This is a genomic window from Citrobacter koseri ATCC BAA-895, assembly GCF_000018045.1.
Lineage (GTDB): Bacteria > Pseudomonadota > Gammaproteobacteria > Enterobacterales > Enterobacteriaceae > Citrobacter_B > Citrobacter_B koseri.
In genome coordinates this window covers 904,294-929,437 of the sequence record NC_009792.1, presented here as the reverse complement: position 1 = coordinate 929,437, position 25,144 = coordinate 904,294, and the positions used below count along the sequence as shown (strand labels likewise).

General features: G+C 53.9%; 14 protein-coding genes and 3 pseudogenes. 8 read left to right on the top strand and 9 right to left on the bottom strand.

The window, feature by feature from the left end:
* The first annotated feature begins 14 nt into the window (after positions 1 to 14).
* From CKO_RS22230 to CKO_RS04025, 4 genes are all read left to right on the top strand, one after another.
* Entirely contained in the window at positions 15 to 467 is a 453-nt protein-coding gene (locus tag CKO_RS22230) for a Fur family transcriptional regulator (protein ID WP_000211298.1), read from the top strand.
* Positions 468 to 548: 81 nt separating this feature from the next.
* The gene (gene cysS / locus CKO_RS04035; protein ID WP_004175365.1) at positions 549 to 1,931 is read left to right on the top strand and encodes a cysteine--tRNA ligase; all 1,383 of its coding nucleotides are present in this window, start codon (positions 549 to 551) and stop codon (positions 1,929 to 1,931) included.
* A 70-nt stretch (positions 1,932 to 2,001) separates the two neighbouring features.
* Positions 2,002 to 3,132 (top strand): NAD(P)/FAD-dependent oxidoreductase, encoded by a 1,131-nt coding sequence (locus CKO_RS04030; protein ID WP_001075587.1) that lies wholly within the window; start codon positions 2,002 to 2,004, stop codon positions 3,130 to 3,132.
* An 11-nt stretch (positions 3,133 to 3,143) separates the two neighbouring features.
* The gene (locus tag CKO_RS04025; protein ID WP_012131854.1) at positions 3,144 to 4,793 is read left to right on the top strand and encodes a nucleoside recognition domain-containing protein; all 1,650 of its coding nucleotides are present in this window, start codon (positions 3,144 to 3,146) and stop codon (positions 4,791 to 4,793) included.
* A 266-nt stretch (positions 4,794 to 5,059) separates the two neighbouring features.
* On the opposite strand, the gene zigA is transcribed toward CKO_RS04025, so the two are convergent.
* Together zigA and hisI are read right to left on the bottom strand one after the other, a co-directional pair.
* On the bottom strand, positions 5,060 to 6,283 hold the full coding sequence (gene zigA / locus CKO_RS04015; RefSeq protein ID WP_000005768.1) for a zinc metallochaperone GTPase ZigA: 1,224 nt from the start codon (positions 6,281 to 6,283) through the stop codon (positions 5,060 to 5,062).
* Positions 6,284 to 6,319: 36 nt separating this feature from the next.
* Positions 6,320 to 6,721: pseudogene (gene hisI, locus CKO_RS23715) on the bottom strand (phosphoribosyl-AMP cyclohydrolase).
* A 150-nt stretch (positions 6,722 to 6,871) separates the two neighbouring features.
* On the opposite strand from hisI, the gene CKO_RS22225 reads away from it, so the two are divergent.
* Complete coding sequence (locus CKO_RS22225) at positions 6,872 to 7,354, top strand: Fur family transcriptional regulator (RefSeq protein WP_021575198.1); 483 nt, start codon at positions 6,872 to 6,874, stop codon at positions 7,352 to 7,354.
* Between the two features lie 205 nt (positions 7,355 to 7,559).
* Here CKO_RS22225 and CKO_RS04005 read toward each other — a convergent pair whose 3' ends face one another.
* The 3 genes and pseudogenes from CKO_RS04005 to CKO_RS23565 all read right to left on the bottom strand — a co-directional run.
* Positions 7,560 to 8,468, bottom strand: coding sequence for a FecCD family ABC transporter permease (locus CKO_RS04005; protein ID WP_012131851.1), 909 nt, complete (start codon positions 8,466 to 8,468; stop codon positions 7,560 to 7,562).
* Positions 8,469 to 8,578: 110 nt separating this feature from the next.
* The gene (locus CKO_RS04000; RefSeq protein WP_000732537.1) at positions 8,579 to 9,535 is read right to left on the bottom strand and encodes an ABC transporter substrate-binding protein; all 957 of its coding nucleotides are present in this window, start codon (positions 9,533 to 9,535) and stop codon (positions 8,579 to 8,581) included.
* Between the two features lie 21 nt (positions 9,536 to 9,556).
* Positions 9,557 to 9,874: pseudogene (locus tag CKO_RS23565) on the bottom strand (ATP-binding cassette domain-containing protein); the annotation flags it as partial.
* A 173-nt stretch (positions 9,875 to 10,047) separates the two neighbouring features.
* On the opposite strand from CKO_RS23565, the gene CKO_RS03995 reads away from it, so the two are divergent.
* Positions 10,048 to 11,310, top strand: coding sequence for a tyrosine-type recombinase/integrase (locus CKO_RS03995; RefSeq protein WP_000059622.1), 1,263 nt, complete (start codon positions 10,048 to 10,050; stop codon positions 11,308 to 11,310).
* 193 nt (positions 11,311 to 11,503) lie between these two features.
* Here CKO_RS03995 and ybtS read toward each other — a convergent pair whose 3' ends face one another.
* Genes ybtS through ybtP form a run of 4 tightly spaced genes read right to left on the bottom strand, consistent with a single transcriptional unit; the run spans position 11,504 to position 17,610 of the window.
* The gene (gene ybtS, locus CKO_RS03990) at positions 11,504 to 12,808 is read right to left on the bottom strand and encodes a yersiniabactin biosynthesis salicylate synthase Irp9/YbtS (RefSeq protein ID WP_012131849.1); all 1,305 of its coding nucleotides are present in this window, start codon (positions 12,806 to 12,808) and stop codon (positions 11,504 to 11,506) included.
* A 27-nt stretch (positions 12,809 to 12,835) separates the two neighbouring features.
* Positions 12,836 to 14,116 carry a yersiniabactin-associated zinc MFS transporter YbtX gene (gene ybtX, locus CKO_RS03985; RefSeq protein ID WP_001286279.1) on the bottom strand — a complete coding sequence of 427 codons (1,281 nt, stop codon included), beginning with the start codon at positions 14,114 to 14,116 and terminating at the stop codon, positions 12,836 to 12,838.
* Complete coding sequence (gene ybtQ, locus CKO_RS03980) at positions 14,109 to 15,911, bottom strand: yersiniabactin ABC transporter ATP-binding/permease protein YbtQ (protein ID WP_012131848.1); 1,803 nt, start codon at positions 15,909 to 15,911, stop codon at positions 14,109 to 14,111. The genes ybtX and ybtQ overlap by 8 nt, the downstream gene beginning before the upstream one ends.
* Positions 15,898 to 17,610 carry a yersiniabactin ABC transporter ATP-binding/permease protein YbtP gene (ybtP, locus tag CKO_RS03975; protein WP_001327262.1) on the bottom strand — a complete coding sequence of 571 codons (1,713 nt, stop codon included), beginning with the start codon at positions 17,608 to 17,610 and terminating at the stop codon, positions 15,898 to 15,900. The genes ybtQ and ybtP overlap by 14 nt, the downstream gene beginning before the upstream one ends.
* Positions 17,611 to 17,866: 256 nt before the next feature.
* Here ybtP and ybtA point away from each other — a divergent pair, with 256 nt between their 5' ends.
* Positions 17,867 to 18,826, top strand: a complete 960-nt coding sequence (gene ybtA / locus CKO_RS03970) for a yersiniabactin transcriptional regulator YbtA (protein WP_012131847.1) — start codon at positions 17,867 to 17,869, stop codon at positions 18,824 to 18,826.
* Between the two features lie 190 nt (positions 18,827 to 19,016).
* Positions 19,017 to 25,128: pseudogene (gene irp2 / locus CKO_RS03965) on the top strand (yersiniabactin non-ribosomal peptide synthetase HMWP2).
* Positions 25,129 to 25,144: the final 16 nt, after the last annotated feature.

The following is a 25,144-nucleotide window of genomic DNA, read 5'->3' as shown; positions in this document are numbered from 1 at the left end:
TCGGAGGGGGAAATATGACAACACCAGTAGCCAAAACGTATGACTGGAAGCAAACGTTGCGCACACATGGTTTGCGGGCAACGCCATCCACCCTTGCTACACTGCAGTGCCTTGAACATGCCAGCCAGGCCATGAGCCATGACGATTTAACTCAGCAACTGGGCGAGCAGGCTCCCGATCGTGTGACCCTTTACCGAATACTGGAACGGCTAATGCAGGTCAGTATTGTCCAGCGTTATACCGACTCGGCAAGAACTCAGCGTTTCGCTCTGACCCAACGGGCTGCCGTAGGACTTTTTGAATGCGATAACTGCCATCATGTTATTCCTATTGAGCAGGATCCAGCCCTGGAAGCGGCCATTGAATTGGTAAAATCACATCTCACTGGACATGGTATGACCGAACGGGAAATTACCCTTTCCAGTCATGGTATCTGTCCGGACTGTAATCGTACTATCACCAAATAATTTTTTTCTTATTCCGGACGACTGTTAATTAGCGCCAGGCGTGTTCGTGTGCTGCTATCTAAAAATAATGAGGTAAACGTAATGATTAAACTAACAAACACGCTTGGTATGCAAAAGGAGCTATTAGTTCCGGTTAAAGAGAGCAAAATCGGCATGTATGTATGCGGCGTGACGGTTTATGACCTTTGCCATCTTGGGCACGCCAGAACCTTTGTAGCTTTTGATATGATTGTCCGCTATCTGCGTTTTCGCGGATACGATGTGACTTTCGTGCGTAACATTACTGATATAGATGATAAAATTATTCAGCGCGCCCGTGATACGGGAGAGGACTGGCGCAGCCTGACAGAGCGGATGGTGCATGAAATGCACATTGATTTTGCAAAGTTAGGCATCCTGCCGCCAAACATCGAACCTCGTCCCACAGAGCACATCCCACAAATCATCAGTATGATCGAACGACTTCTGCATCGACAATTTGCTTACATTGCAGAGAATGGTGACGTCATGTTCTCCACTGCATCGGCAAAAGGCTATGGAAAGCTTTCGGGACAGGATATTACCATGCTTCGTGCCGGGACCCGCATCGAAGTGAATGAGTATAAACGCGATCCGCTGGATTTTGTTCTCTGGAAGCGGGCAAAACCCGGCGAGCCCGTCTGGCCATCACCCTGGGGTGAAGGGAGACCTGGCTGGCATATTGAATGTTCCGCAATGAACTGCCATTACCTTGGTACCCATTTCGACATTCATGGCGGTGGTTCTGACCTGATATTTCCCCATCATGAAAATGAGATTGCCCAATCCACCTCCGCCAATGATGGCCCTTACGTAAATTACTGGCTTCACACCGGCATGGTGACGGTGAATAAAGAGAAGATGTCGAAATCGCTGAATAACTTTTTTACCCTGCGCGATATTCTGAATCGGTTCGATGCCCAGAGTGTGCGCTTCTTCCTGCTAAGCGCACATTATCGTAAGCCGCTGAATTATAGCGAGGAGAATATTCACCTCGCGCGCGCCTCGCTGACACGGCTCTACACCGCATGCCAGTTCGCTGACGGGTCTCGATCTGAACAGCACGATGCATGGCGGGCCAGATTCTGTGAGGCAATGGATGATGATTTCAATACACCCCAGGCGCTTGCCATTTTATTTGAACTGACAAGAGAGATTAACAGGCTTTGCGGAACGAATGATGATGAAGCCGCAGCACTTGCCACCACGCTGAAAGACCTGGGGAATGTGCTGGGTTTGCTTGAACAATCAGCGGATGCCTTTTTGAAAAACCGCAGTGATCTTCATCCTGCAGAACTGCAACTTATTGAAAAGTTAATTCACCAACGCAGTGAGGCACGACGTATGGGCAAGTGGGACAAGGCCGATCGTTTAAGAAATGAATTAGCGGAGCAAGGCATTGATCTTGAAGATGTCGGCGAAAATACCTCATGGCGTATCCGATAAGTTGTCCCTCTGGATGTAAAAAATTTCAATATCAATTGTTATGTTATAACGTAATGCAAAGGGTAATTTTATGAACCAACCACGCGAAGTCGTTATTGTCGGTGCGGGTCCGGCCGGGGTGGGTATGGCGGCGCTTCTTCGTCGTAGTGCCATACAGGATATCCTGGTCGTTGACAGTCACGAAGTAGGTGCCTCCTTTATGCGCTGGCCGGAAGAAACCCGTTTTATTACTCCTTCTTTTTTTTCCAATCCGTTTGGACAACCAGACCTGAACTCTGTGACCCCTGACAGTTCATTGGCGCTTTTCTGCGGTGAAGAACATCCTGGGGGGAAAACTTATGCCAGTTACCTTAAGGCCGTACTGGATGAGTATCAGATACCCGTCATGGCTCCCGCCAGGATTGCAAAGGTTGCGTTGCTCAGTTCCGGTAATTTTATACTGATAACAGAAGCAGGAGAGAAGCTGGAAACACGCTCTTTAATATGGGCTACAGGCGAATTCCAGTTCCCAGACCGGCAGATTTTTCCTGGAGCAGATATTTGTTGCCATTACGGTGATGTGACCAGCTGGAAGGATTTCAGGAAAGGTGAATACATTGTTATAGGCGGCTATGAAAGCGCGGTGGATGCCGCTGTAAACCTGCTGGAAAATGGCTCATCGGTAAAAATGTTAACCCGCTCAGCCCCCTGGTCAACTAACCACATCAGCGATCCCAGTCTATCGCTTTCCCCTTATACCCGTGAGCGTTTGAACAGAGTGATGAATCACCGTCTTTTCGAAATTTATGAAGATGCGGATGTCTGTGAAGTAATCAGAATGCCCGGCCCGGGAAGTTCGTACAAAGTCCATACCACAAACGGACGCGCCTGGGCTACTGACGAGGTGCCTGTGCTTGCTACCGGCTTCCAGTGTGGCGGAGGAGCAAGGCAACTGGCTGCTTTTTTTGAATGGAATGATGATGGCTATCCGGTCTTAACGGACGAAGACTGCTCAACCCTTTTTCCTGGTTTGTACCTTGTCGGCCCTCATGTGCGGCATGCCGGTAATATTTATTGCTTTATCTATAAGTTCCGTCAGCGCTTTCCCGTCGTGGCAGAAAGTATCACGCGTCATCTGGGCCTGTCCTCTGAAGGAGTACGGGACTGGTGGGTTCTGCCTTCAGAGCCTGACTGCTGTGCCGATGAGGACTGTGCGTGCTGAGGTCCGTGTTTATGCAATCATTCGTTTTAATGGGATTAGAAAGTGCAGGAAAATCTACCCTGTTTAATATCCTGACGGAAAGTGCTGCCAGTGATGAGCGTAATTTCAGGGGATCGACCGTTGTATGTCGGGAAGGTCTCATTAATGATGCAGGGATCTGCCTGGTTGATACGCCAGGCATACGTTTTCAGAGCGACAGTGAAACCACAAAACTCGCCCTTGATGCGCTAAATCAGCATGATGGCATTCTGGTGGTTCTGCGGGCCACGCACGCTCAGCAGGAGTGGCAAACGCTCTGTCACCTCATACCGCCACAGGCAAAACACGTTGTTATACTCCTGACCTTTGCTGATAAGATCAGAAAGGGCCTTCTGGAAGTGACTGAATACCTGAGTGAAACATCAGGTGCGCCGGTACTGGCAGTCAATGCCCGGGAAGCTGGCAGCAATGTTCGCCAGGGAATAGTGCAGTTGCTGTTGCAGGATAAACCTGCACCCTCCGCTGTCTCTTTACCCCGTCAAAAGATACCGGTAATTAATCTGCTGGCTGAATTTCCTCAACAAACGATATTTGAACATCGTTGGTGTGGAAAAGTTGCTGCAATAGTATGCCTTTTCCTGCTGTTTGCCGTTCCGGTATGGGGGGCATGGCTGCTGTCAGATTTTATTCAGCCTGTCATTGACAGTGCGGTTATTCAGCCGCTTAAGAATATAACGACGAGCTGGCCCGACGTTCTGAAGACACTATTTGTCGGCAATTACGGTCTTTTTAGTCTGGGACTTTATTCGTTTGTATGGGCATTTCCTGTGGTGGTACTGATAGGGTTGTCTCTTTCGCTGACTGACGACAGTGGACTTAAGGAAAGAATTACAGCGACGCTGGATCCCTGGTTGAGAAAACTCGGCCTCAGCGGTCAGGACCTTATTCCTGTATTAAGCGGTTTCGGCTGTAATGTCGTGGCGGTTTTTCAGAGCCGTTCGTGTTCGCGATGCACCCGGCATGCTTGTATAAGTATGATTAGCTTTGGGTCCGCTTGCAGCTATCAGACGGGGGCGACGCTTTCTCTTTTTAATGCCGCCCATCAACCATGGCTCTTTATCCCCTATCTCAGTCTGCTGTTTTTCACAGGCGCAATACATACGCGCCTCTGGAACGGGTCGTTGAAGCCTGGCCAAAACCAGCGTCTGACAGAGATCACCTGGCTACAATGGCCACGCTGGCGAAATGTGACATGGATGCTGAAAAATATCCTCCGTCAGTTCATTACGCAAGCCATGCCGTTATTCCTGATTATCTGCATTGTTGCGGGGATGCTTGATTACGCAGGGATCACTCGCTGGCTGAGTGAAACGACGGCACCTTTACTTCATCTTTTTAAACTGCCAGCAGAACTGATGCCCGGGATCATTTTTTCACTGCTAAGGAAAGATGGTTTGATGGTGCTCAATCAGGATGGCGGCAGCTTAATACAGTCTCTCAGCACATCTCAGTTACTGCTACTTGTCTGGCTCGCCTCTACGTTGATGGCCTGCCTTGTCACGGTATTTACCATCGCCCGGGAAATAAACTGGCGGTTTGCAGCAGCAGTGGCGGGAAAACAGGTATTAAGTTCTCTGGTGGTGGCTCTGGTGATATCCCAGTTATTTATTCATGAGGCATAAGTATGATCCCCAAGACTTACCAGCAATGGTACCGGTGCATCACAGAAGAATGTGGAATTCCCTTGACGCAGGCATTTATTGCATCCCGTCTGGCAGTCCTTGAGTCCCAAGATCATCAGGAAACCAGACGTTTTGTCTCGCTATATGGGCAACAACATCTGAATAGTGTTGTACAGTGGTTCAAAAAAGCTGGGGAAGAATTGTTGTAAATCTGCCCCCTTTTCGCTTTCATACGAAGGCACCCGACAAATGCGGGTGCCTTCGATTCATTCTTCGAACCAGGGCTCAACAGGATCGGAATAATGCCGCCACTTTTGAGGCCCTTCTGCCATTTCTGCATCCGTTAACAGGGCGGAATCCAGTCTGTTGCGCAGTTCTGATTCATTCATATCCATTCCAATAAAAACGAGTTCCTGACGGGCATCACCAATGCCATCTATCCAGTTAGACATGATGAACTTCAGTGACTCAGCATCCTCTGGCCAACGTCCTTTCGGCACACTAGCCCACCACATGCCCCCCAGCCCCTGGCGCGCAATGCCACCTGCCTGCGACCATGAACCTGCGAATTCCGGACGGCTGGCCAGCCAGAAGTAACCTTTTGATCTGACGACTCCATCCAGCTCATTTTCCATCACCTGCCAGAAACGGGTCGGATGAAAAGGCCGGCGGGCGCGAAAGACAAAGCTGGTGATCCCATATTCTTCTGTCTCCGGCGTATGTTCGCCCCGGAGTTCTTTAAGCCAGCCGGGTGCCTGAGCGGCCTGCTCGAAATCAAACAGCCCGGTATTAAGTATGTTGCCCAGCGGAACCTGTCCAAACTGTGAAACAACGATTCTGGCCCGTGGATTAAGCGAACGTAAAATCGCCATCAGTTTTTCTTTTTGCGCTTCACTGATAAGGTCAACTTTATTAAGGACCAGCACATCACAGAATTCAATCTGATCGATCAGCAAGTCAACAACGCTCCTTTCATCACCTTCACCTAACGATTCTCCGCGTGACTGAATGCTGTCTTCCGAACCGTAGTCTTTCAGAAAATTGTACGCATCCACCACAGTGACCATGGTGTCAAGGCGGGCCACCGTCGAAAGGCTTTCACCGTCATCGCCCGCAAAGGTAAATGTTTCAGCAACAGGCAGAGGCTCAGATATACCGGTGGACTCAATGACAAGCTGATCAAAACGCCCTTCTTTTGCCAGACGATTAACTTCGAGAAGAAGATCTTCGCGCAATGTGCAGCAAATGCAACCGTTGCTCATTTCTACCAGTTTTTCATCAGTCCGGGAGAGTTCTGCACCACCTTCCCTCACAAGGGCAGCATCAATATTCACCTCAGACATATCATTAACAATGACAGCAACACGACGGCCTTCCCGGTTGTTCAGAATATGGTTAAGCAGTGTCGTTTTCCCTGCTCCCAAAAATCCCGAAAGTACGGTAACCGGCAGGCGTTTATCGCCATGAAAATTTGCACTGACTTCGGACATTACCTTACATCTCCTCAGATATTCGTTGTGTTCGGATTAACCAGGATCGTTGAGCACGGTTAGCTCATCGCCTTTAATGGCGTTGTAAAAACAACTCCGCCGACCTGTGTGGCAGGCTCCACCTTTTTGATCCACAAGCAGTAGTACCGCATCTCCGTCACAATCCAGACGGATATCATGTACTTGCTGAACGCAGCCGGAGGTCTCACCTTTTCGTCAAAGGCATGATCGGGATCGCGACCAGTAACAGGCTCTGCCAGTCAATAAGGTTTCATCAAGAGCCTGTTGATTCATCCAGGCAAGCATCAACACCTCTCCAGTGTCATATTGCTGTGCAATCGCAGCGATCAATCCATGAGAATCCCAGGGTATTGATGCCAGGATATCTTCAAGTTTAAAAACTGCACCTGCATGGGCTTTTTCCAGTAAGAGAAACATTGGCACCTCACTTATCATGTGTTATGTTATAACGTAACAATAAAATTTGCCAGTTCTTCTTTCCTTACATGGCACGATCAAAACATCAGTAGATTTCCATCGTTTCAGGACAAGAAAAGATAACATCGCTTGAAAATTACAGGAGGCCCGGTGAGTAATAGCCCATATTCTCTAAGTACAAGGGACACTGCATTATCGTCTACGGATTGTTCCGGGCGGAGAGAGCTGATTGAGAGTAAGAAAATACGAATCACACCGCTCCGGGAGAGAGTTTATAATTTCGTCAGTCATGCTAAAGAAAAAGGCATTAGCGCATACCAGATACTGGAATTAATGAAGAAATATAATCCGAATGCAAAACCGGCTACGGTTTATCGTTCTCTGGATTATTTGCAACAGGCAGGGATTATCGTAAAAATAGAATGCTGTAGCAAATTTATCAAAAAAAATAATTTATCCTCTGATGTTGTGACTATTTTTTTGATTTGCTCAAACTGCGGAACAATAATCCAACATACTGACCACCTCATTCATACTTACATTGAGAAAAAAGCAATAGATTATGGTTGTGCTGTACAAAAAAAAGATATTGAAGTTAAAGTAATTTGCCCTGATTGTCGAGGAAAGGGTTAAATCACCAATACGAATAATCATTGAAATCGAGTCAGGCGATAAATAAATTTTAAAATATCTAAAAGCCATCACACTATTACCTGACTCTATAATAAATATAACCGTCAACAAGGATTGTCGGTTGCTTTCATAATTGGCGTCAACAACCTCAACCTTCAGAATGAATAAAAGACATCAGAGCCTTATTTTTCTGTCTTATATGTGCTTAACAGGCCGTATTTCTGGACGAATTTCGTGCGAGTAACATGATAATAAACAACCCTCCAATGCCCGCCGTAATAATGCCAATTGGTAGTTCCTGCGGTGCCAGTATCGTCCGGCTGACTATATCGCCGCCACACAGTAATATTGCACCCCAGACGCCACACAAAGGTAACAACAACAGATGCTTAACTCCTGCAAAATGCCGACACAGATGAGGCACCATTAAGCCAACAAATCCAATCACGCCGGTTAATGCCACCATCAACGATGTTGCCAGTGCGCAACAAAGAAAAATCTCGATGCGCAGACGACTCACGTTAATCCCCAGCGACAACGCTGTCTGTTCTCCTGCCAGCACACCATCCAGAGAGCGCCACCGTAACAGGACAAAAGCAAACAGCAACACCAGGCTGAACACTGCGAAAGGCAAATTATTCCAGGTGGCTAATCCCAGACCACCCAGTGACCAGAACAGCACAGAGCTGGCAGCTCGCTGATCGCCCGAAAAAATGAAATAACTGGTCAGCGCCCCGAACAAAAAAGAGATGGCAAGACCGCAGAGAATTAGATGCTCAGCTCCGCGTTGCTTTTTAAAATGAAACAACAGCATTACTGCTATGGCGGAACACACACCACCAACAAACGCCGATACGGGGAGCGTTAATACACCAAGTCGATCACCAAAACGGGTGATCACCAGCACCGCCCCCGCTGACGCGCCGGAGGATAGCCCGAACAAAAAAGGATCGGCCAGATCGTTACGGGTGGTAGTTTGTAACAACGCCCCTACCATTGCCAGTCCCGCCCCTGTCAGCACAGAGAGCAACATCCTCGGTACGCGTAAATCCGTCACAATTCTGCTGACCATGGCAGATACCGGCTCATCCACCAGCTTCAGTGCTCCCAGCACCTACATTAGCGACAGTGAAACTGTCCCTCTGGTAATACTGAATAACATCAACCCAATCAGCACTACCATGGCTCCCCACATCGCCCAGTGATAACGGTACGACATGAGCATCACTTCGCCGTTGACGGGTACATCGCCCGCGCGAGTTTTTCCACCGCATCAACGTTGGCAGGCCCCGGTGTCAGTTCAGCATATTGTAATTTCAGGTATCGATGATGCTGAACAGCCGGAGTCAGTTTCATTAACGGATGATTCTCAAGAAAATGACGCAGTGCATCCGCACCGCTGCCCGTCTGGTAATCCAACAAAATAATGAAGTCCGGCTCAGTAGCGGCCACGCTTTCCCAGGAAGTCGTTCCCCAACTGGTATCCACCGCCTCCATTACATTTTTACCACCAGCCGCCTCAATTATGGCCGTAGGCATCGCATATTTACCACTGGTAAACGGTTTATCCTCGCCTGAGTCGTAGACGAACACCTTTAAAGGACGGGTACCTGCCGCTGGCTTCGGCAGTTCATTCAACCTCTTTTTCCAGCCGCTGACCAGGGACTGTGCGTCATTGCGCTTGCCAAAAATCTTACCCAGCGTGAGGACATCGTTATACAGCAGATCCATGGTGGCTTTATTTTTGTGCGCAGTGGTGAACACACAGCTTTCACTCAGAACAAAAGTCTTGATGCCATATTTGCTTAGCGTATCCGGCGTCACTTCGCCACCCACCTTCATCCCATAGTTCCAGCCAGCGAAAAAGAAATCAGGTTCGGCTGCCAGCAATGTTTCCAGAGTGGGATATTTGGGTGCCAGTTCTGGGATCGAGCCCATCGCCTTTTTAAATTCCGGCGTCATTTTGTACCAGCCACTAATACCAGTCAGCCCAACAATACGATCCTGTAAATGCAGTGCAAACGCCATTTCTGACATATTAAGGTCGTTGATAACAGCCCTTTTCGGCGGACCGGCGAATGTGACAGGAGTCCCACAACTTTCAATAGTAACAGGAAAATCAGCAGCACTGGCTACTGAGGCAGACAGTACCGCCAGCAGGGATATAAACAATTTTTTCATCACTGACTCTCAGAAAGTAATTTATGCACAATGCGGAACTTCAAAAATACGCAACGCCTTTCCTGTATGGGGATGCGGTACGGTAAAACTGGTCAAGCCAAAGATGGGATAAAGGTATTCTGATACCAATACCCTCTCCGGTGTGTCACAGATCACTGATTGCCCCTGCGACAAGAGGAGAACACGGTCAGCAAATGATTCTGTCAGTGTCAGATCGTGCAATACCGCCACGACGGTAATTCCCTTGGTTTTTACAAGGGAAAGTAGTTCCTCGCGCCCGGGAGGATCGAGATGATTGGTGGGTTCATCAAGCAATACCAGGTCGGGCGTCTGTGCCAGTCAGAGGAGCCAATTTTCTGTTTTCATGCTTCCTTGCGAATCCTTATCTGATGTTGATTCAACAGGTTAGTGTGAAAACTCTTCCCGGTGCATTTTGATTTTACCCTACGCATCGGGAAAAATTGGTGGTCAAATCTGGGGTCAGGTTAGTTCGATAATGGAGTGACCCCCATATGTCCCTTACCGACGCAAAAATCCGCACCCTCAAGCCTTCTGATAAACCCTTTAAAGTCTCCGATTCCCACGGTCTGTATCTGCTGGTCAAGCCGGGTGGCTCCCGCCACTGGTATCTCAAATACCGTATTAGCGGTAAAGAATCCCGCATTGCGCTGGGTGCCTATCCAGCCATCTCCCTGTCTGATGCGCGACAGCAACGTGAAGGTATCCGTAAAATGCTGGCGCTGAATATCAACCCGGTACAGCAGCGGGCTGCTGAACGTGGCTCACGAACACCGGAGAAAGTTTTTAAAAACGTGGCGCTGGCGTGGCATAAAAGTAACAGGAAATGGTCGCAGAACACCGCCGACCGTCTGCTTGCCAGCCTGAACAATCACATCTTTCCGGTCATCGGGAACCTACCTGTATCAGAACTTAAACCCCGTCATTTCATTGACCTGCTGAAAGGGATCGAGGAAAAAGGTCTGCTGGAGGTTGCGTCCCGCACACGGCAGCACCTGAGTAACATAATGCGCCATGCGGTCCATCAGGAGTTAATCGATACGAACCCTGCAGCAAACCTTGGCGGCGTGACCACACCTCCTGTCAGACGGCACTATCCTGCCCTGCCGCTGGAGCGGCTGCCTGAACTGCTTGAACGTATTGGGGCATATCATCAGGGCCGTGAACTGACCCGGCATGCCGTTCTGCTGATGCTGCATGTGTTCATTCGCTCCAGTGAACTGCGTTTCGCCCGCTGGTCAGAGATTGATTTCACAAACCGAGTCTGGACGATACCCGCGACGCGAGAACCCATTATTGGCGTGCGTTATTCCGGCCGCGGGGCAAAAATGCGAATGCCGCATATCGTCCCCCTCTCAGAACAGTCCATCGCCATTCTGAAACAGATTAAGGATATCACCGGTAATAATGAACTGATCTTCCCCGGCGACCATAACCCGTATAAGCCAATGTGTGAAAACACGGTCAATAAGGCACTGCGGGTGATGGGTTACGACACGAAAAAGGATATCTGCGGTCACGGCTTCCGGGCAATGGCATGCAGTGCGCTGATGGAATCGGGTTTATGGGCAAAGGACGCAGTAGAACGCCAGATGAGTCATCAGGAGCGCAATACCGTGCGCATGGCTTATATTCATAAGGCAGAGCACCTAGAAGCCCGCAAAGCGATGATGCAGTGGTGGTCGGATTATCTGGAAGCATGCCGAGAATCTTATGCACCGCCTTATACAATTGGTAAAAATAAGTTTATCCCATAGTATACTAACGAATCCCACACTCTGGCAAATTACCACCACCTCTACAGGAGGTGGTTCTATATAGACTTTTATCAACTTCATGACGAAAAACACCTATTTTATCCAAAAAGAAGACAATAGAGTCACAGAGGAATCAAAGAGCGACTCAATTGTCTTTGGACAGTCTGGTTGTGAGGTTAGAAAACAGTTACTCCTACACCATTAAATAGGGCGCAATGCTCGCTAATTTCTCCCGGGTTTCCGTCAGTTCGCGTTCCGGCGTAGATTGCGCGATGATTCCCGCCCCCGCCTGTATCCAGCTGCGCTGGCTGTCCTGAAATACGGAACGCAGGACCAGCGCCGCATCGAAGCGCGTATCGTCCAGCAGCAGAATTGCGCCGGAATAAAGCTCTCGCGGCGTATTCTCAATTTGCATAATCGCGTTCAGAGCAGCGTTTTTAGGGATGCCTGAGGCGGTAATCGACGGAAACAATACAGTAAACGCATCCCAGGCATCCTTGTTTTCCGCAAGCTGACCGCTCACGCCAGACCCCAGATGCTGAACGCTGCCGCGCTGGCGAACCGACATTAAATCTTCAACCACCACGCTGCCCGGCTGGCAAACGGCCTCCAGTTCAGCAATAGCTTCTTTGACAGAAAGGATATGCTCAAGCACCTCTTTACTGTCGTGCAGCAGTTCTGCCTCTTTCGCCTTATTATGCTCCGGGTTTCCCATGCGATCGCGGGTGCCCGCAAGCGGTTCAGTGACCACTTTATTGCCCGTCACTGACATCACCAGTTCCGGGCTAAAGCCCAGCGCTTCGCGTCCTTCCTGACGGAACATAAACGAGCGCACAGGCGTGTTTGCCTGCCGACCGTATAACAGCGTGGCAGGCATATCAATCCGCGATGGCAGGGGAATGGCGCGCGAGACAATCACTTTGACATACTCGCCACGGCGGATCTCCGCAACGGCGCGTACAACCTGTTGTTTATACGCCTCACCATTGAGGGCGGTATCCACCGCCAGTGGTGCGTTCTGCGTCGTTGTACCGGCCTCTTTTACCCACTCGCACAGACGTCGGCACCCGTCGGCGGAGTCCGCATAAACGGTGACATTTCCCTTTTCAAAAATAAGTTCTTCACGGGGAACGGTTAACGTCAGCAGCGGCCACTCCCCGGCGTTAAAGGCAATCCCCCGCGCATGCGCCGCAAAGTTGAACCCGACCTGTCCATATACCCGACGTCCTTTCACCTGAGGATGCGCCATAAAACGACGCGCGCAGTCGGCAATGGAATCCACCGCCCATTTTTGCTCCCCGGCATCATCAATAAATGTCGCCTGCGTTCCATCGGCATTAATGTGCAACCGTGCCTGGCACCCTTTGCCTAAATACCAACAGGGTTGACGCTCATAGACATAACACTCTTCTTCTGCGAACTGGCGTAAAACGCCAGAAATCGTCGGCAGCCATTGTTCCTCTGGTAACGCCAGGTGTAAAAATTCACTGATTTTCATCCCTTACCTCTCTGTGTTATTCCCGGATCAATCAATTGCGCTTGTCATCAGTTCTCTTGCCGAATGCAGCCGGATATAAGCAACCCACGCCGCCAGCAACGTGAATACCCCGGCAAACAGGAAGCAGGCCGCATAGCCAAAATGTTGAGCAACAACGCCGCCGATAACACCAGCCAGGATGGCGATTGCCGCGTCAGTACATTGAAAGAGGGTGAAGTCGACACCGGCCTGCAAAGGCGATGAAAGCGACATCAGCGTGGCGTAAAGACAGACCAGCGCGCAGGCCAGCGAAATGGACTGGACAATGACCAGACACTGGAGAATCGGCAGCAACAGATGACCCGGCGCCATCATGAACGTCATCACCACCGCCAGCAGCGCGATCCCCTGGACGCCATAAGCCGTCAACAGCGCTCTGCCGGGTGAGGTGTATTTCATCAGTAATCCGCCGGCCAGCGTTCCTGCTATGCCCGCTGCAATATTGCCGCCGCTGAACAGCGCGCCCAACGCAGACATGCTCAACCCATGATCCAACAACAGCGGCGCCAGAAGAGGCAGCACAAACCGCATGCCTGAATTCAGCATTAATACCAGCAGTAAGCCCAGGCGCGCCTGCTTCCTCCTTAGCGCATAACCTAACGCCGGAACATGCGGGATAGGCGCTGTTCGCGTCGGCTCCGTAATGCGCCACAGCGGGAATGACAGCGCCATAATCAGCATCGCCATCATCAGCATGGCGACAGGCCAGCCGGATGCTGCCGACAACATCAGGAACACCCCGCCGCCGCACATCATTCCCAGATAGCTGCCGCCGACCTGCACGCTGTTTCCCCAGCCGTAACCCGCGCGAGTCAGTTGATCGACGCAAAAGCCGTCGCTGGCGATATCAATGGTGGAAGCGACCGTGCCTGCCACCATAAACAGAACAAATAACGCGACGATTTGCGTATCGGGAAATCCTCCTTCTCGCCCAAACCAGCCAATCGCTGCGGCAATCATCAGGATCGCCGCTAGCGCGACCTGACCACGCAGGATTAACATCCGCGAACGGCGTTCCTGGCTACCGGGCGGAAGCCGCCAGCGTTCGATCCACGGCGCCCAAATAAACTTCAGCGCCCAGGGCAGCATGAACAGGGTTGTCGCACCGGCAAGCGCCAGCGATCCGCCAGCAGCGCGCACCAGCGCGGGTAAGGACTGCATAGACAGCGCCGATACCAGACTCTGCGTCACATAGACGCCGGCAATAGCAAAAATCACCCGCCCGGTCGTCAACGTCAGCGGTTTCACATTCGACTGAACATCACTCATGCACCCACTCTCCAGACGCGGAAACCCCGTCGTCGCGCCACACGCGCGCGGCCATTTGCGCCTGCCACAGCGCCTGATAACGTCCATGATGTGAGAGCAATTGCGCATGAGTACCCTGCTCAACCACCTGTCCCTCTTCTATCACCAGAATGTTTCCGGCCCCGGCGATGGTGGATAAACGGTGAGCGATGATAATCACCGTCCGGTTGTGAACCAGGTTATCGATCGCTTTTTGCACCGCCAGCTCGCTTTCAATATCCAGCGCGGCAGTCGGTTCATCGAGAATGACGACCGGCGCGTTTTTCAATAACGCTCTGGCAATGGAAATCCGCTGGCGCTCGCCGCCCGATAGCTGGCCGCCCATCTCTCCCATTGGCGTCAGCCAGCCTTGCGGAAGACGGGAAATAAACTCAAGGCACTGCGCCGCGCGGGCGGCCTCTTCTACCTCCTGCCGCGTCGCCTGTGGGCGCGCGATACGGATATTCGCCAGCAGCGTGTCATCAAACAGCCAGACATCCTGGAAAACAACAGAAATCAGGCTATTGAGCTGTTCCGGCGTCAGGCGGCGAATATCGACGCCGCCAATAGAAATCTGCCCTTGCTGCGGATCGGCATAGCGCATTAACAGTTTGGTGACCGTAGTTTTGCCTGCGCCGGAGGCACCCACCAGCGCGCTCATACTGGCTGCCGGGAACGTCAAAGAAACATGATTAAGCGCGTGGCCGTCGCCTTCTTCGTAGCGATAGCTGACGTTGTCAAAGCGGATATCGTAACGTTCCGGCATCTCGCTTTGCTCTGCGACGGGAAGCGGTGCTATCGCCATAAACTGCTCAATCCGTTGCAGGGCGCTGGCGATCAGTTCCACAACCGAGGTGTAGCTGATAAACATCGCCATCGGTTCTGCGAAGCGCATAATCATCGCGACGGCGGCAATCAAAAAGGCGAGGTTCAGAGTGCCCGTCACTACCCAGACGATCCCGGATAACACCACCACCTGTAGGCCCAACTCCACGACGCTGGCGATCAGCATCGTCGCGCCAGCGCCCTGACGGTGAGTGCGGGTCTGTAAGTTTTCCAGCGCATTGAAATGCGCCAGCAGCGCCCGGCTTTTATCGGCATCGCTGCCGCAGGTGCGCAATACCATCATCCCCTGAGCAAATTCAACGATATCGCCGCTCAGACGCTGGTGCGCTTCCCCCAGCGTCTGCATTTGTCGCCGCATCGCCGGGCGGCGCCAGTAATAAAACGGCACCAGCAGAGGGAAGATCAGCAACATCACCAGCCCCAGCCGCCAGTCTATCCACAATGTCGCCAGCGACGCCGTCAGCGGCGTGACAATGGTGAGCAGCAAAATATTGGCTATCGCAATAACATAATTGAGGTTTTCATCCACGCTGCCCAGCAGCAAGGCGTTCATTTCACCCGCCCTGCCGCGCTGGAGCTTCTCCAGCGGCACGCGGCGTAACTGCTCGCCAAGTCGCAGGCGCAACTCATGGGTGGCCTGCGCCAGATGACCACGGTATTCAAAGCCCAGGCCATACCAGCGTAGCACCAGCGTCACAATTGCGGCGACGCTGAAGGCCATAGCCCAGTTAAGAAGTTGCGGCGCGTCTCCCCGTAACAGCGCATCAATGATCGGATAAAGACAGGCAAAGGCGATCCCCTGCATGAATGCCGCCAGCAACAGCGCCAGCATACTGCGTCGCAGCATCCTGGCCTGACTGCCAACGCTGGAGATAAGCTGGCGCCAGTTGACGCGCCAGGCCAGGTTATCCGCAGGATTATTGTCTTTCATTTTCCACCACCTCTTCCTGTGTTCCACCCGGCACCCAATGCTGCGCCTGCTGATAGTGTTGCCAGAGCCGTTGATACAGGCCGCCCTGCGCCAACAGTTGCGTATGGTTCCCCATTTCCCTGAGCTGTCCGTCGGAAAACAGCAATATCACATCGGCCTGAGTCACCATTGAGAGACGATGCGCGACCATGATGACCGTCCGGCCACGCATGGCCGCCGCGAGCGCCTTGATAAGCGCCGCTTCGTTTTCCGGGTCAGCAAACGCCGTCGCCTCATCGAGCACCAGGATGGGGCGATCCTGCAAAAGCGCCCGGGCGATAGTAATGCGCTGCCGCTGGCCGCCGGAGAGAAATACCCCACGTTCCCCGACTCGTGTGTTGTAACCTTCTGGCAGAGCGCTAATAAAATCATGGGCCTGCGCCACTCTGGCCGCCGCTATTACCGCCTCCAGCGGCGTATCCGGCGCGCCCAGACGAATGTTATTGGCTATCGTGTCGGCAAAAAGGAAGTTGTCCTGAAACACAAACGAGAGTTGCTTCATCAGGGTGTCCGTCTGCATATCACGCAGATCCACGCCTCCAATACGGATATGGCCTTTGTCCGGGTCGGCGTAACGCAGCAGCAAGCGCGCCACGGTGCTTTTTCCGGCGCCGCTTGGCCCGACCAGCGCCACAATTTGCCCGGCAGGCACATGAAAGCTCACCTCCTGCAACGCGGCGCCAGTACGCGCTTGCGGATAATGAAAGCTCACCTGCTCAAAGGTAATGCTCGCCTCTTGCGGCTGCTGGTCAGACTGCGGCAGCGATAACTCCGGCATCGCGAGAACCTGATAAATACGCTGAATGCTTAAACGCGTTTGCGCGACCAGGTTATTGAGCATCATCATTGGCATTACGGCTTCGGCCATTCCGCTGCCCAGCAGTAAAACGGCCACCCACGCGATAAAATCGAAACTGCCATAGTGCAGCAGGCCGTATCCCGACCAGATCAGGACAAACAGGGTCGGGAGAGGATTCAGAATCGAGAAGGAAAAACGCGCTGAAAAACCGGCTTTGCGATACCAGGTTTTGAGCACATCGACCCACTCTTCAAGGGCGCGTTGATAGCGCAAAAAACTGGTGCTGCCGCTATCAAACGTTCTCACCACGGGCATGGCCTGCACGAACTCAATCACCGCCGCGCTGACCTGCTCGCGCGCCTTATGATAACGCTGAGCCATATCTTCCGAACGCTGGCGGGCGAGCACGAGAACAACCGATCCAAACGCCAGTACCCCCAGCGTCGCGATTGCCAGCCGCCAGTCCAGCCAGAACAAGATAACGATTGTCGCCAGCGGCATGATGATCGCGCGGGCATAGAGCGGCGTGCTGTCGGCCACAAAAATATGTAACGACTTCACGTCATCCAGCATCACTTTCGCCACTGACCCGCTGCCCATTTGCTGTAACACGCCAGGCGGAAGCTGCAATGCTTTACGGGCTAACCTGCTGCGCAGAATGTTCTCCAGATGAAAAGCCGCGTAATGAGAGGTGTTGAACGCCTGTAAGCGCAGAACAAAAGTTAAGACCACGCAGCCGATCACGCCGCCCAGCGGCCAGGCCGGAATAGCGTCAGGCGTCGCGCGAATGTCACGCAGGCTCCACGCCAGAAAAAGGAGCGCCCCCAGGCTGGTTAATGCCGCCAGCCCCGCCAGCGCCATAGCTAAAATAACCTTCCTGCGAACCGGTGTAATCACCTGCCAGAGAGGAAATCGGGACAGCGATTCAGTATTGGATGATTGAGATGACATGGGAGTAACTGAATTTCCTGATGAATTTTTACGGACGCCAAAAACGACAATTCAGGGTGGCGTTCTGAGAATTAATGTGAATAATAACCATTATCAATAACTCATCTACCCCATTCGGTTCTATTTATACCCGCATTGGTCTAAGCCACAGGGAGATAACCAGGTCATGACGGAGTCACCGCAAACGCAATCTGAAATCTCTATTCACCAGTTGGTGGTCGGGAAACCTGCAAACGATGGCAATATTCCTGCTCAGTGTGAACTGCTGCGCTGTTCGTTGCAGGAAGGTATGGATATTTTGCTCTGGAGGGGCCATTTTGCGCGGCCTGAGACGTTGCAGCTACACGACGATCTGGGCAGGATTAACTTCTCGTACATCCTGGAAGGCACTTCGCGCTTTGCGATTCAGGGACTCCGGCGCCACACCGACTGGGAGCTTGCGCGCAATCGCCATTACATTACCCATACGCCAGACTGTCGCGGCAGCGCCTCCTATTGTGGCCGATTCGAGAGCATTACCCTCTCCTTCAGCCCTGAAACCCTCGCGCTGTGGGTGCCGGATATTAGCGCGGTCATTAAGAATAAGATCGACTCCCACTGCTGTTGCCAGCAGCAGCGTTGTAATGCTGAAACCCACTTAACGGCTCAGGCCTTGCGTCACGCGCTGATGCGCATGCACGGCGGCTTCAGTCATGAACAAAAGCCGTCGACGCTATGGTTGCAGGGGCAAAGTCTGGTCATGCTCAGTCTGGTGCTGGATGAACATCGCGAAGACGCCAGTTGCCTCTCCTGCCACTTCAACCCGATGGAACGCCAGAAACTGCTGCGGGCGAAGGATCTGCTGCTGGCTGATCTGACGCAAGCGCCGGGCGTCGCGGAGCTGGCCAGAGAGTCCGGTCTGAGCGTTCTCAAAATTAAGCGAGGCTTCCGCGTTCTGTTCAACAACAGCGTCTATGGCCTGTTTCAGGCTGAACGAATGCAGGAAGCCAGAAGACGCCTGGCCAACGGCAATACCTCCGTCATGACGGTGGCGGCCGATCTGGGCTATGCCAACGCCAGCCATTTCTCTGCCGCCTTCCAGAAACAGTTTGGCGTAACCCCTTCGACCTTTAAACGCGTGATGTAACCGGGGTCGCGCCCCCCTAAACTCCTCCCTGACAGAGGCCCGGATACCCCATCCGGGCCTCTGTTCTTTCCGCCTGTTACCAACCCGAAAGGGGCATAAATAAACCCGTTTCGGGTAGCATCCAATTGTTAATAATTATTATTCTCATATGAGCAATGCTTTTCGGTAAGACGTGCCATCAGGAGGAAGAATGATTTCTGGCGCACCATCTCAGGATTCGCTGTTACCGGACAACCGCCACGCGGCTGATTACCAACAATTACGCGAGCGGCTCATACAGGAACTGAATTTAACGCCGCAGCAGTTACATGAAGAGAGCAACCTGATCCAGGCCGGCCTGGATTCCATAAGATTGATGAGATGGTTACACTGGTTTCGTAAAAATGGCTACCGCCTTACCCTTCGCGAGCTGTATGCCGCCCCCACGCTGGCGGCATGGAACCAGTTAATGCTCAGCCGGTCGCCTGAGAACGCGGAAGAAGAAACGCCGCCCGACGAATCATCCTGGCCGAACATGACCGAAAGTACCCCCTTCCCATTGACGCCAGTACAGCACGCCTACCTGACGGGCCGCATGCCGGGGCAGAAGCTTGGCGGCGTGGGTTGCCACCTGTATCAGGAGTTTGAAGGCCATTGTCTGACGGCGTCGCAGTTGGAGCAGGCCATCACGACCTTGCTGCAACGCCACCCAATGCTGCATATCGCCTTTCGCCCCGACGGGCAGCAGGTCTGGCTACCGCAACCTTACTGGAACGGCGTCACCGTTCATGATTTACGCCATAACGACGCTGAAAGCCGCCAGGCCTATCTGGACGCACTGCGCCAGCGCCTGAGCCACCGTCTTTTACGCGTGGAAATCGGCGAAACGTTTGATTTTCAGCTGACGCTCTTGCCGGACAATCACCACCGCCTCCATGTCAATATTGACCTGCTGATTATGGATGCCTCCAGCTTTACGCTTTTCTTCGATGAGCTTAACGCCCTGCTGGCCGGAGAATCGCTGCCGGCTATCGACACCCGCTATGATTTCCGCTCGTATTTGCTGCACCAGCAGAAGATCAATCAACCACTGAGAGACGACGCGCGCGCTTACTGGCTGGCGAAAGCATCGACGCTTCCCCCCGCGCCCGTCTTGCCGCTGGCCTGCGAACCCGCCACGCTACGTGAAGTCCGTAATACCCGACGCCGCATGATTGTCCCGGCAACACGCTGGCACGCCTTTAGCAACCGGGCCGGCGAGTATGGCGTGACGCCGACAATGGCGCTGGCGACCTGTTTTTCTGCCGTGCTGGCTCGCTGGGGCGGCCTGACGCGTCTGCTGCTTAACATCACCTTATTCGACCGCCAGCCGCTGCACCCGGCGGTTGGCGCGATGCTTGCCGACTTCACCAATATTCTTCTGCTGGATACCGCCTGCGATGGCGATACCGTCAGCAACCTGGCGCGTAAAAACCAGCTCACGTTTACGGAGGACTGGGAGCATCGCCACTGGTCCGGCGTCGAATTACTCCGTGAACTCAAACGCCAGCAGCGCTACCCCCACGGCGCCCCGGTGGTATTTACCAGCAATCTGGGGCGTTCTCTCTACAGCAGCCGCGCAGAATCGCCGTTGGGCGAGCCGGAATGGGGCATCTCGCAAACGCCGCAGGTCTGGATAGATCATCTGGCGTTCGAGCATCACGGCGAGGTCTGGCTACAATGGGACAGCAACGACGCGCTGTTCCCTCCGGCGTTAGTCGAAACATTGTTCGACGCCTACTGCCAGTTGATTAACCAACTCTGCGATGACGAAAGCGCCTGGCAAAAGCCGTTCGCAGATATGATGCCCGCCAGCCAGCGCGCGATACGCGAACGGGTCAACGCCACCGGCGCCCCCATTCCCGAAGGCTTGCTGCATGAAGGCATTTTCCGTATCGCTCTGCAACAGCCGCAGGCGCTGGCGGTAACGGACATGCGTTATCAGTGGAATTATCATGAGCTGACAGACTATGCCCGCCGTTGCGCGGGCAGGTTAATCGAGTGCGGGGTTCAGCCCGGCGATAATGTGGCTATCACGATGTCGAAAGGCGCAGGACAACTTGTTGCGGTTCTGGCCGTCCTGCTGGCCGGGGCGGTTTACGTTCCGGTTTCGCTGGATCAGCCTGCCGCACGGCGCGAGAAAATCTACGCTGACGCCAGCGTCCGGCTGGTGCTCATTTGTCAGCACGACGCCAGCGCCGGGTCAGACGATATTCCCGTCCTTGCCTGGCAGCAGGCCATTGAGGCGGAGCCGATCGCCAACCCGGTAGTACGCGCCCCCACGCAACCGGCCTACATTATCTACACCTCCGGCTCTACCGGTACGCCGAAAGGGGTAGTCATTTCTCACCGGGGAGCGCTTAACACCTGTTGCGATATCAATACCCGCTATCAGGTTGGCCCGCATGACAGGGTGCTGGCCCTCTCCGCCCTACATTTTGATTTATCGGTTTACGACATTTTTGGCGTACTGCGCGCGGGCGGCGCGCTGGTGATGGTGATGGAAAATCAACGGCGCGATCCTCACGCATGGTGTGAGCTGATCCAGCGCCATCAGGTCACGCTCTGGAACAGCGTCCCGGCGCTGTTCGATATGCTGCTGACCTGGTGTGAAGGTTTCGCCGACGCCACGCCGGAAAACCTGCGCGCAGTGATGCTTTCCGGCGACTGGATCGGGCTTGACCTCCCCGCCCGTTATCGGGCCTTCCGGCCACAAGGACAATTTATCGCGATGGGCGGCGCCACCGAGGCGTCTATCTGGTCTAACGCCTGCGAAATTCACGACGTCCCCGCCCACTGGCGTTCCATCCCTTACGGTTTTCCGCTAACCAACCAACGCTACCGGGTGGTGGATGAACAGGGCCGGGACTGCCCTGACTGGGTGCCGGGTGAATTATGGATTGGCGGCATTGGGGTCGCGGAAGGCTATTTCAACGATCCCCTGCGTAGCGAGCAGCAATTTTTGACGCTCCCGGACGAGCGCTGGTATCGCACCGGCGATCTCGGCTGCTACTGGCCAGATGGCACAATCGAGTTCCTCGGTCGTCGCGACAAGCAGGTCAAAGTCGGAGGATATCGCATCGAGCTGGGCGAAATCGAAAGCGCGCTCAGCCAGCTGGCGGGGGTGAAACAAGCAACCGTTCTGGCGATCGGCGAAAAAGAAAAAACGCTGGCGGCATACGTTGTTCCTCAAGGCGAGGCTTTTTGCATTACCGATCATCGGAACCCGGCACTGCCGCAGGCGTGGCACACGCTTGCGGGAACGTTGCCCTGTTGCGCCATCTCGCCAGAGATCTCCGCAGAACAGGTAGCCGATTTCCTTCAGCATCGCCTGCTAAAACTGAAGCCGGGTCACACCGCTGGCGCCGATCCTCTCCCCCTGATGAACTCACTCGCTATCCAGCCGCGCTGGCAGGCCGTGGTGGAACGCTGGTTAGCATTTCTGGTGACACAACGGCGACTGAAGCCCGCTGCTGAAGGTTATCAGGTCTGCGCTGGTGAAGAACGCGAGGATGAGCACCCGCACTTCAGCGGACATGATTTAACGTTATCGCAAATTCTTCGCGGTGCCCGTAACGAACTGTCGTTACTGAACGACGCGCAGTGGTCGCCGGAAAGCCTGGCCTTTAACCATCCGGCCAGCGCCCCGTATATTCAGGAACTGGCGACAATTTGCCAACAGCTTGCACAGCGCTTACAGCGCCCGATACGCCTGCTTGAGGTGGGAACCCGCACTGGCCGCGCCGCAGAATCGCTGTTAGCACAGCTCAACGCCGGACAGATTGAGTATGTCGGGCTTGAGCAGAGCCAGGAGATGCTGCTGAGCGCCCGGCAGAGGCTCGCCCCCTGGCCTGGCGCCCGTCTGTCCCTCTGGAATGCAGACACGCTGGCGGCGCACGCTCACTCGGCGGACATTATCTGGCTTAATAACGCCCTGCATCGTCTGCTGCCGGAAGATCCCGGGCTCCTTGCGACATTACAACAGCTTGCCGTTCCCGGCGCGCTGCTCTACGTGATGGAGTTTCGCCAGTTAACGCCGTCCGCCCTGCTCAGCACGCTCCTGTTAACCAATGGGCAGCCGGAGGCCTTGCTGCATAACAGCGCCGACTGGGCGGCATTATTTAGCGCGGCCGCCTTCAACTGTCAGCATGGCGATGAGGTCGCGGGGTTACAACGCTTCCTCGTACAATGTCCTGACAGGCAGGTGCGCCGCGATCCCCGTCAACTTCAGGCCGCCCTCGCTGGACGTCTGCCGGGGTGGATGGTGCCGCAACGGATCGTCTTCCTCGACGCCTTACCGCTGACGGCTAATGGGAAAATTGACTACCAGGCGCTGAAGCGTCGTCATACCCCTGAAGCGGAAAACCCGGCCGAAGCGGATTTACCCCAGGGCGACATTGAAAAACAGGTTGCCGCCCTCTGGCAGCAACTCTTATCAACTGGCAATGTCACCAGAGAAACCGACTTCTTCCAGCAAGGCGGCGATAGCCTGCTGGCGACCCGTCTGACCGGGCAACTTCATCAGGCAGGTTATGAAGCGCAATTAAGCGACCTGTTTAATCATCCCCGGCTGGCGGATTTTGCCGCCACGCTGCGGAAAACCGACGTCCCGGTCGAACAACCATTCGTCCACTCCCCTGAAGATCGCTACCAGCCCTTTGCGCTTACCGACGTGCAGCAGGCTTACCTGGTGGGGCGTCAGCCGGGCTTTGCCCTGGGCGGCGTCGGCTCACATTTCTTTGTTGAATTTGAAATTGCCGATCTGGACCTCACCCGGCTGGAGACGGTCTGGAACCGATTAATCGCCCGCCACGATATGCTGCGCGCCATCGTGCGTGATGGACAGCAACAGGTGCTCGAACAGACGCCCCCCTGGGTGATACCCGCACACACCCTCCATACGCCTGAAGAGGCGTTGCGGGTGCGCGAAAAACTGGCGCATCAGGTACTCAACCCCGAAGTGTGGCCGGTATTCGATCTCCAGGTCGGATACGTGGACGGGATGCCTGCCCGCCTGTGGCTGTGTCTGGATAACCTGTTGCTTGACGGTCTGAGCATGCAGATCCTGCTGGCGGAGCTGGAGCACGGCTACCGCTACCCGCAACAGCTGCTTCCGCCGCTGCCCGTCACCTTCAGGGATTATCTGCAACAACCCTCGCTACAGTCGCCCAATCCAGATTCTCTGGCATGGTGGCAGGCGCAGCTTGATGATATTCCTCCGGCGCCTGCGTTGCCGCTGCGCTGCTTGCCTCAGGAGGTTGAAACACCGCGCTTCGCCCGCCTGAACGGCGCGCTGGACAGCACGCGCTGGCATCGGCTGAAAAAACGGGCGGCTGACGCCCATCTCACCCCGTCGGCCGTACTGTTGTCGGTGTGGTCAACGGTTCTCTCTGCATGGAGTGCACAGCCTGAGTTCACGCTTAACCTTACGCTTTTCGACAGGCGACCGCTGCACCCGCAAATCAACCAGATTCTGGGCGATTTCACCTCGCTGATGCTGCTGAGCTGGCATCCCGGCGAAAGCTGGCTGCACAGCGCGCAGTCACTACAGCAGCGGCTGAGCCAGAACCTCAACCACCGCGATGTGTGTGTCAGCCATCCGCGTGATGCGTCAACTGGCGCAACAGCAAAACGTGCCTGCCGTTCCGATGCCCGTCGTCTTTACCAGCGCGCTGGGCTTTGAGCAGGATAACTTCCTCGCCCGGCGTAATCTGCTCAAACCGGTCTGGGGCATCTCCCAGACGCCGCAGGTCTGGCTCGATCACCAGATTTATGAATCCGAAGGCGAACTGCGCTTTAACTGGGATTTTGTCGCCGCGCTGTTTCCTGCCGGGCAGGTGGAGCGCCAGTTTGAACAGTATTGCGCATTGCTAAACCGAATGGCCGAGGATGAAAGCGGCTGGCAACTGCCGCTCGCCGCGCTGGTGCCTCCCGTTAAACACGCAGGGCAATGCGCAGAGCGCTCACCGCGCGTATGCCCTGAGCAATCTCAGCCACACATTGCGGCGGACGAGAGCACCGTCAGCCTGATTTGCGACGCCTTCCGCGAGGTGGTTGGCGAGTCTGTCACGCCCGCAGAAAACTTCTTTGAGGCGGGCGCAACGTCGCTGAATCTGGTGCAACTGCACGTTTTGTTACAACGTCACGAATTTTCCACCCTGACGTTGCTTGACCTCTTCACCCACCCTTCTCCTGCTGCCCTGGCCGATTATCTGGCCGGCGTCGCCACGGTGGAGAAAACAAAACGACCTCGCCCTGTTCGCCGTCGTCAGCGGCGGATATAGCGCGAAGCAAACTGAT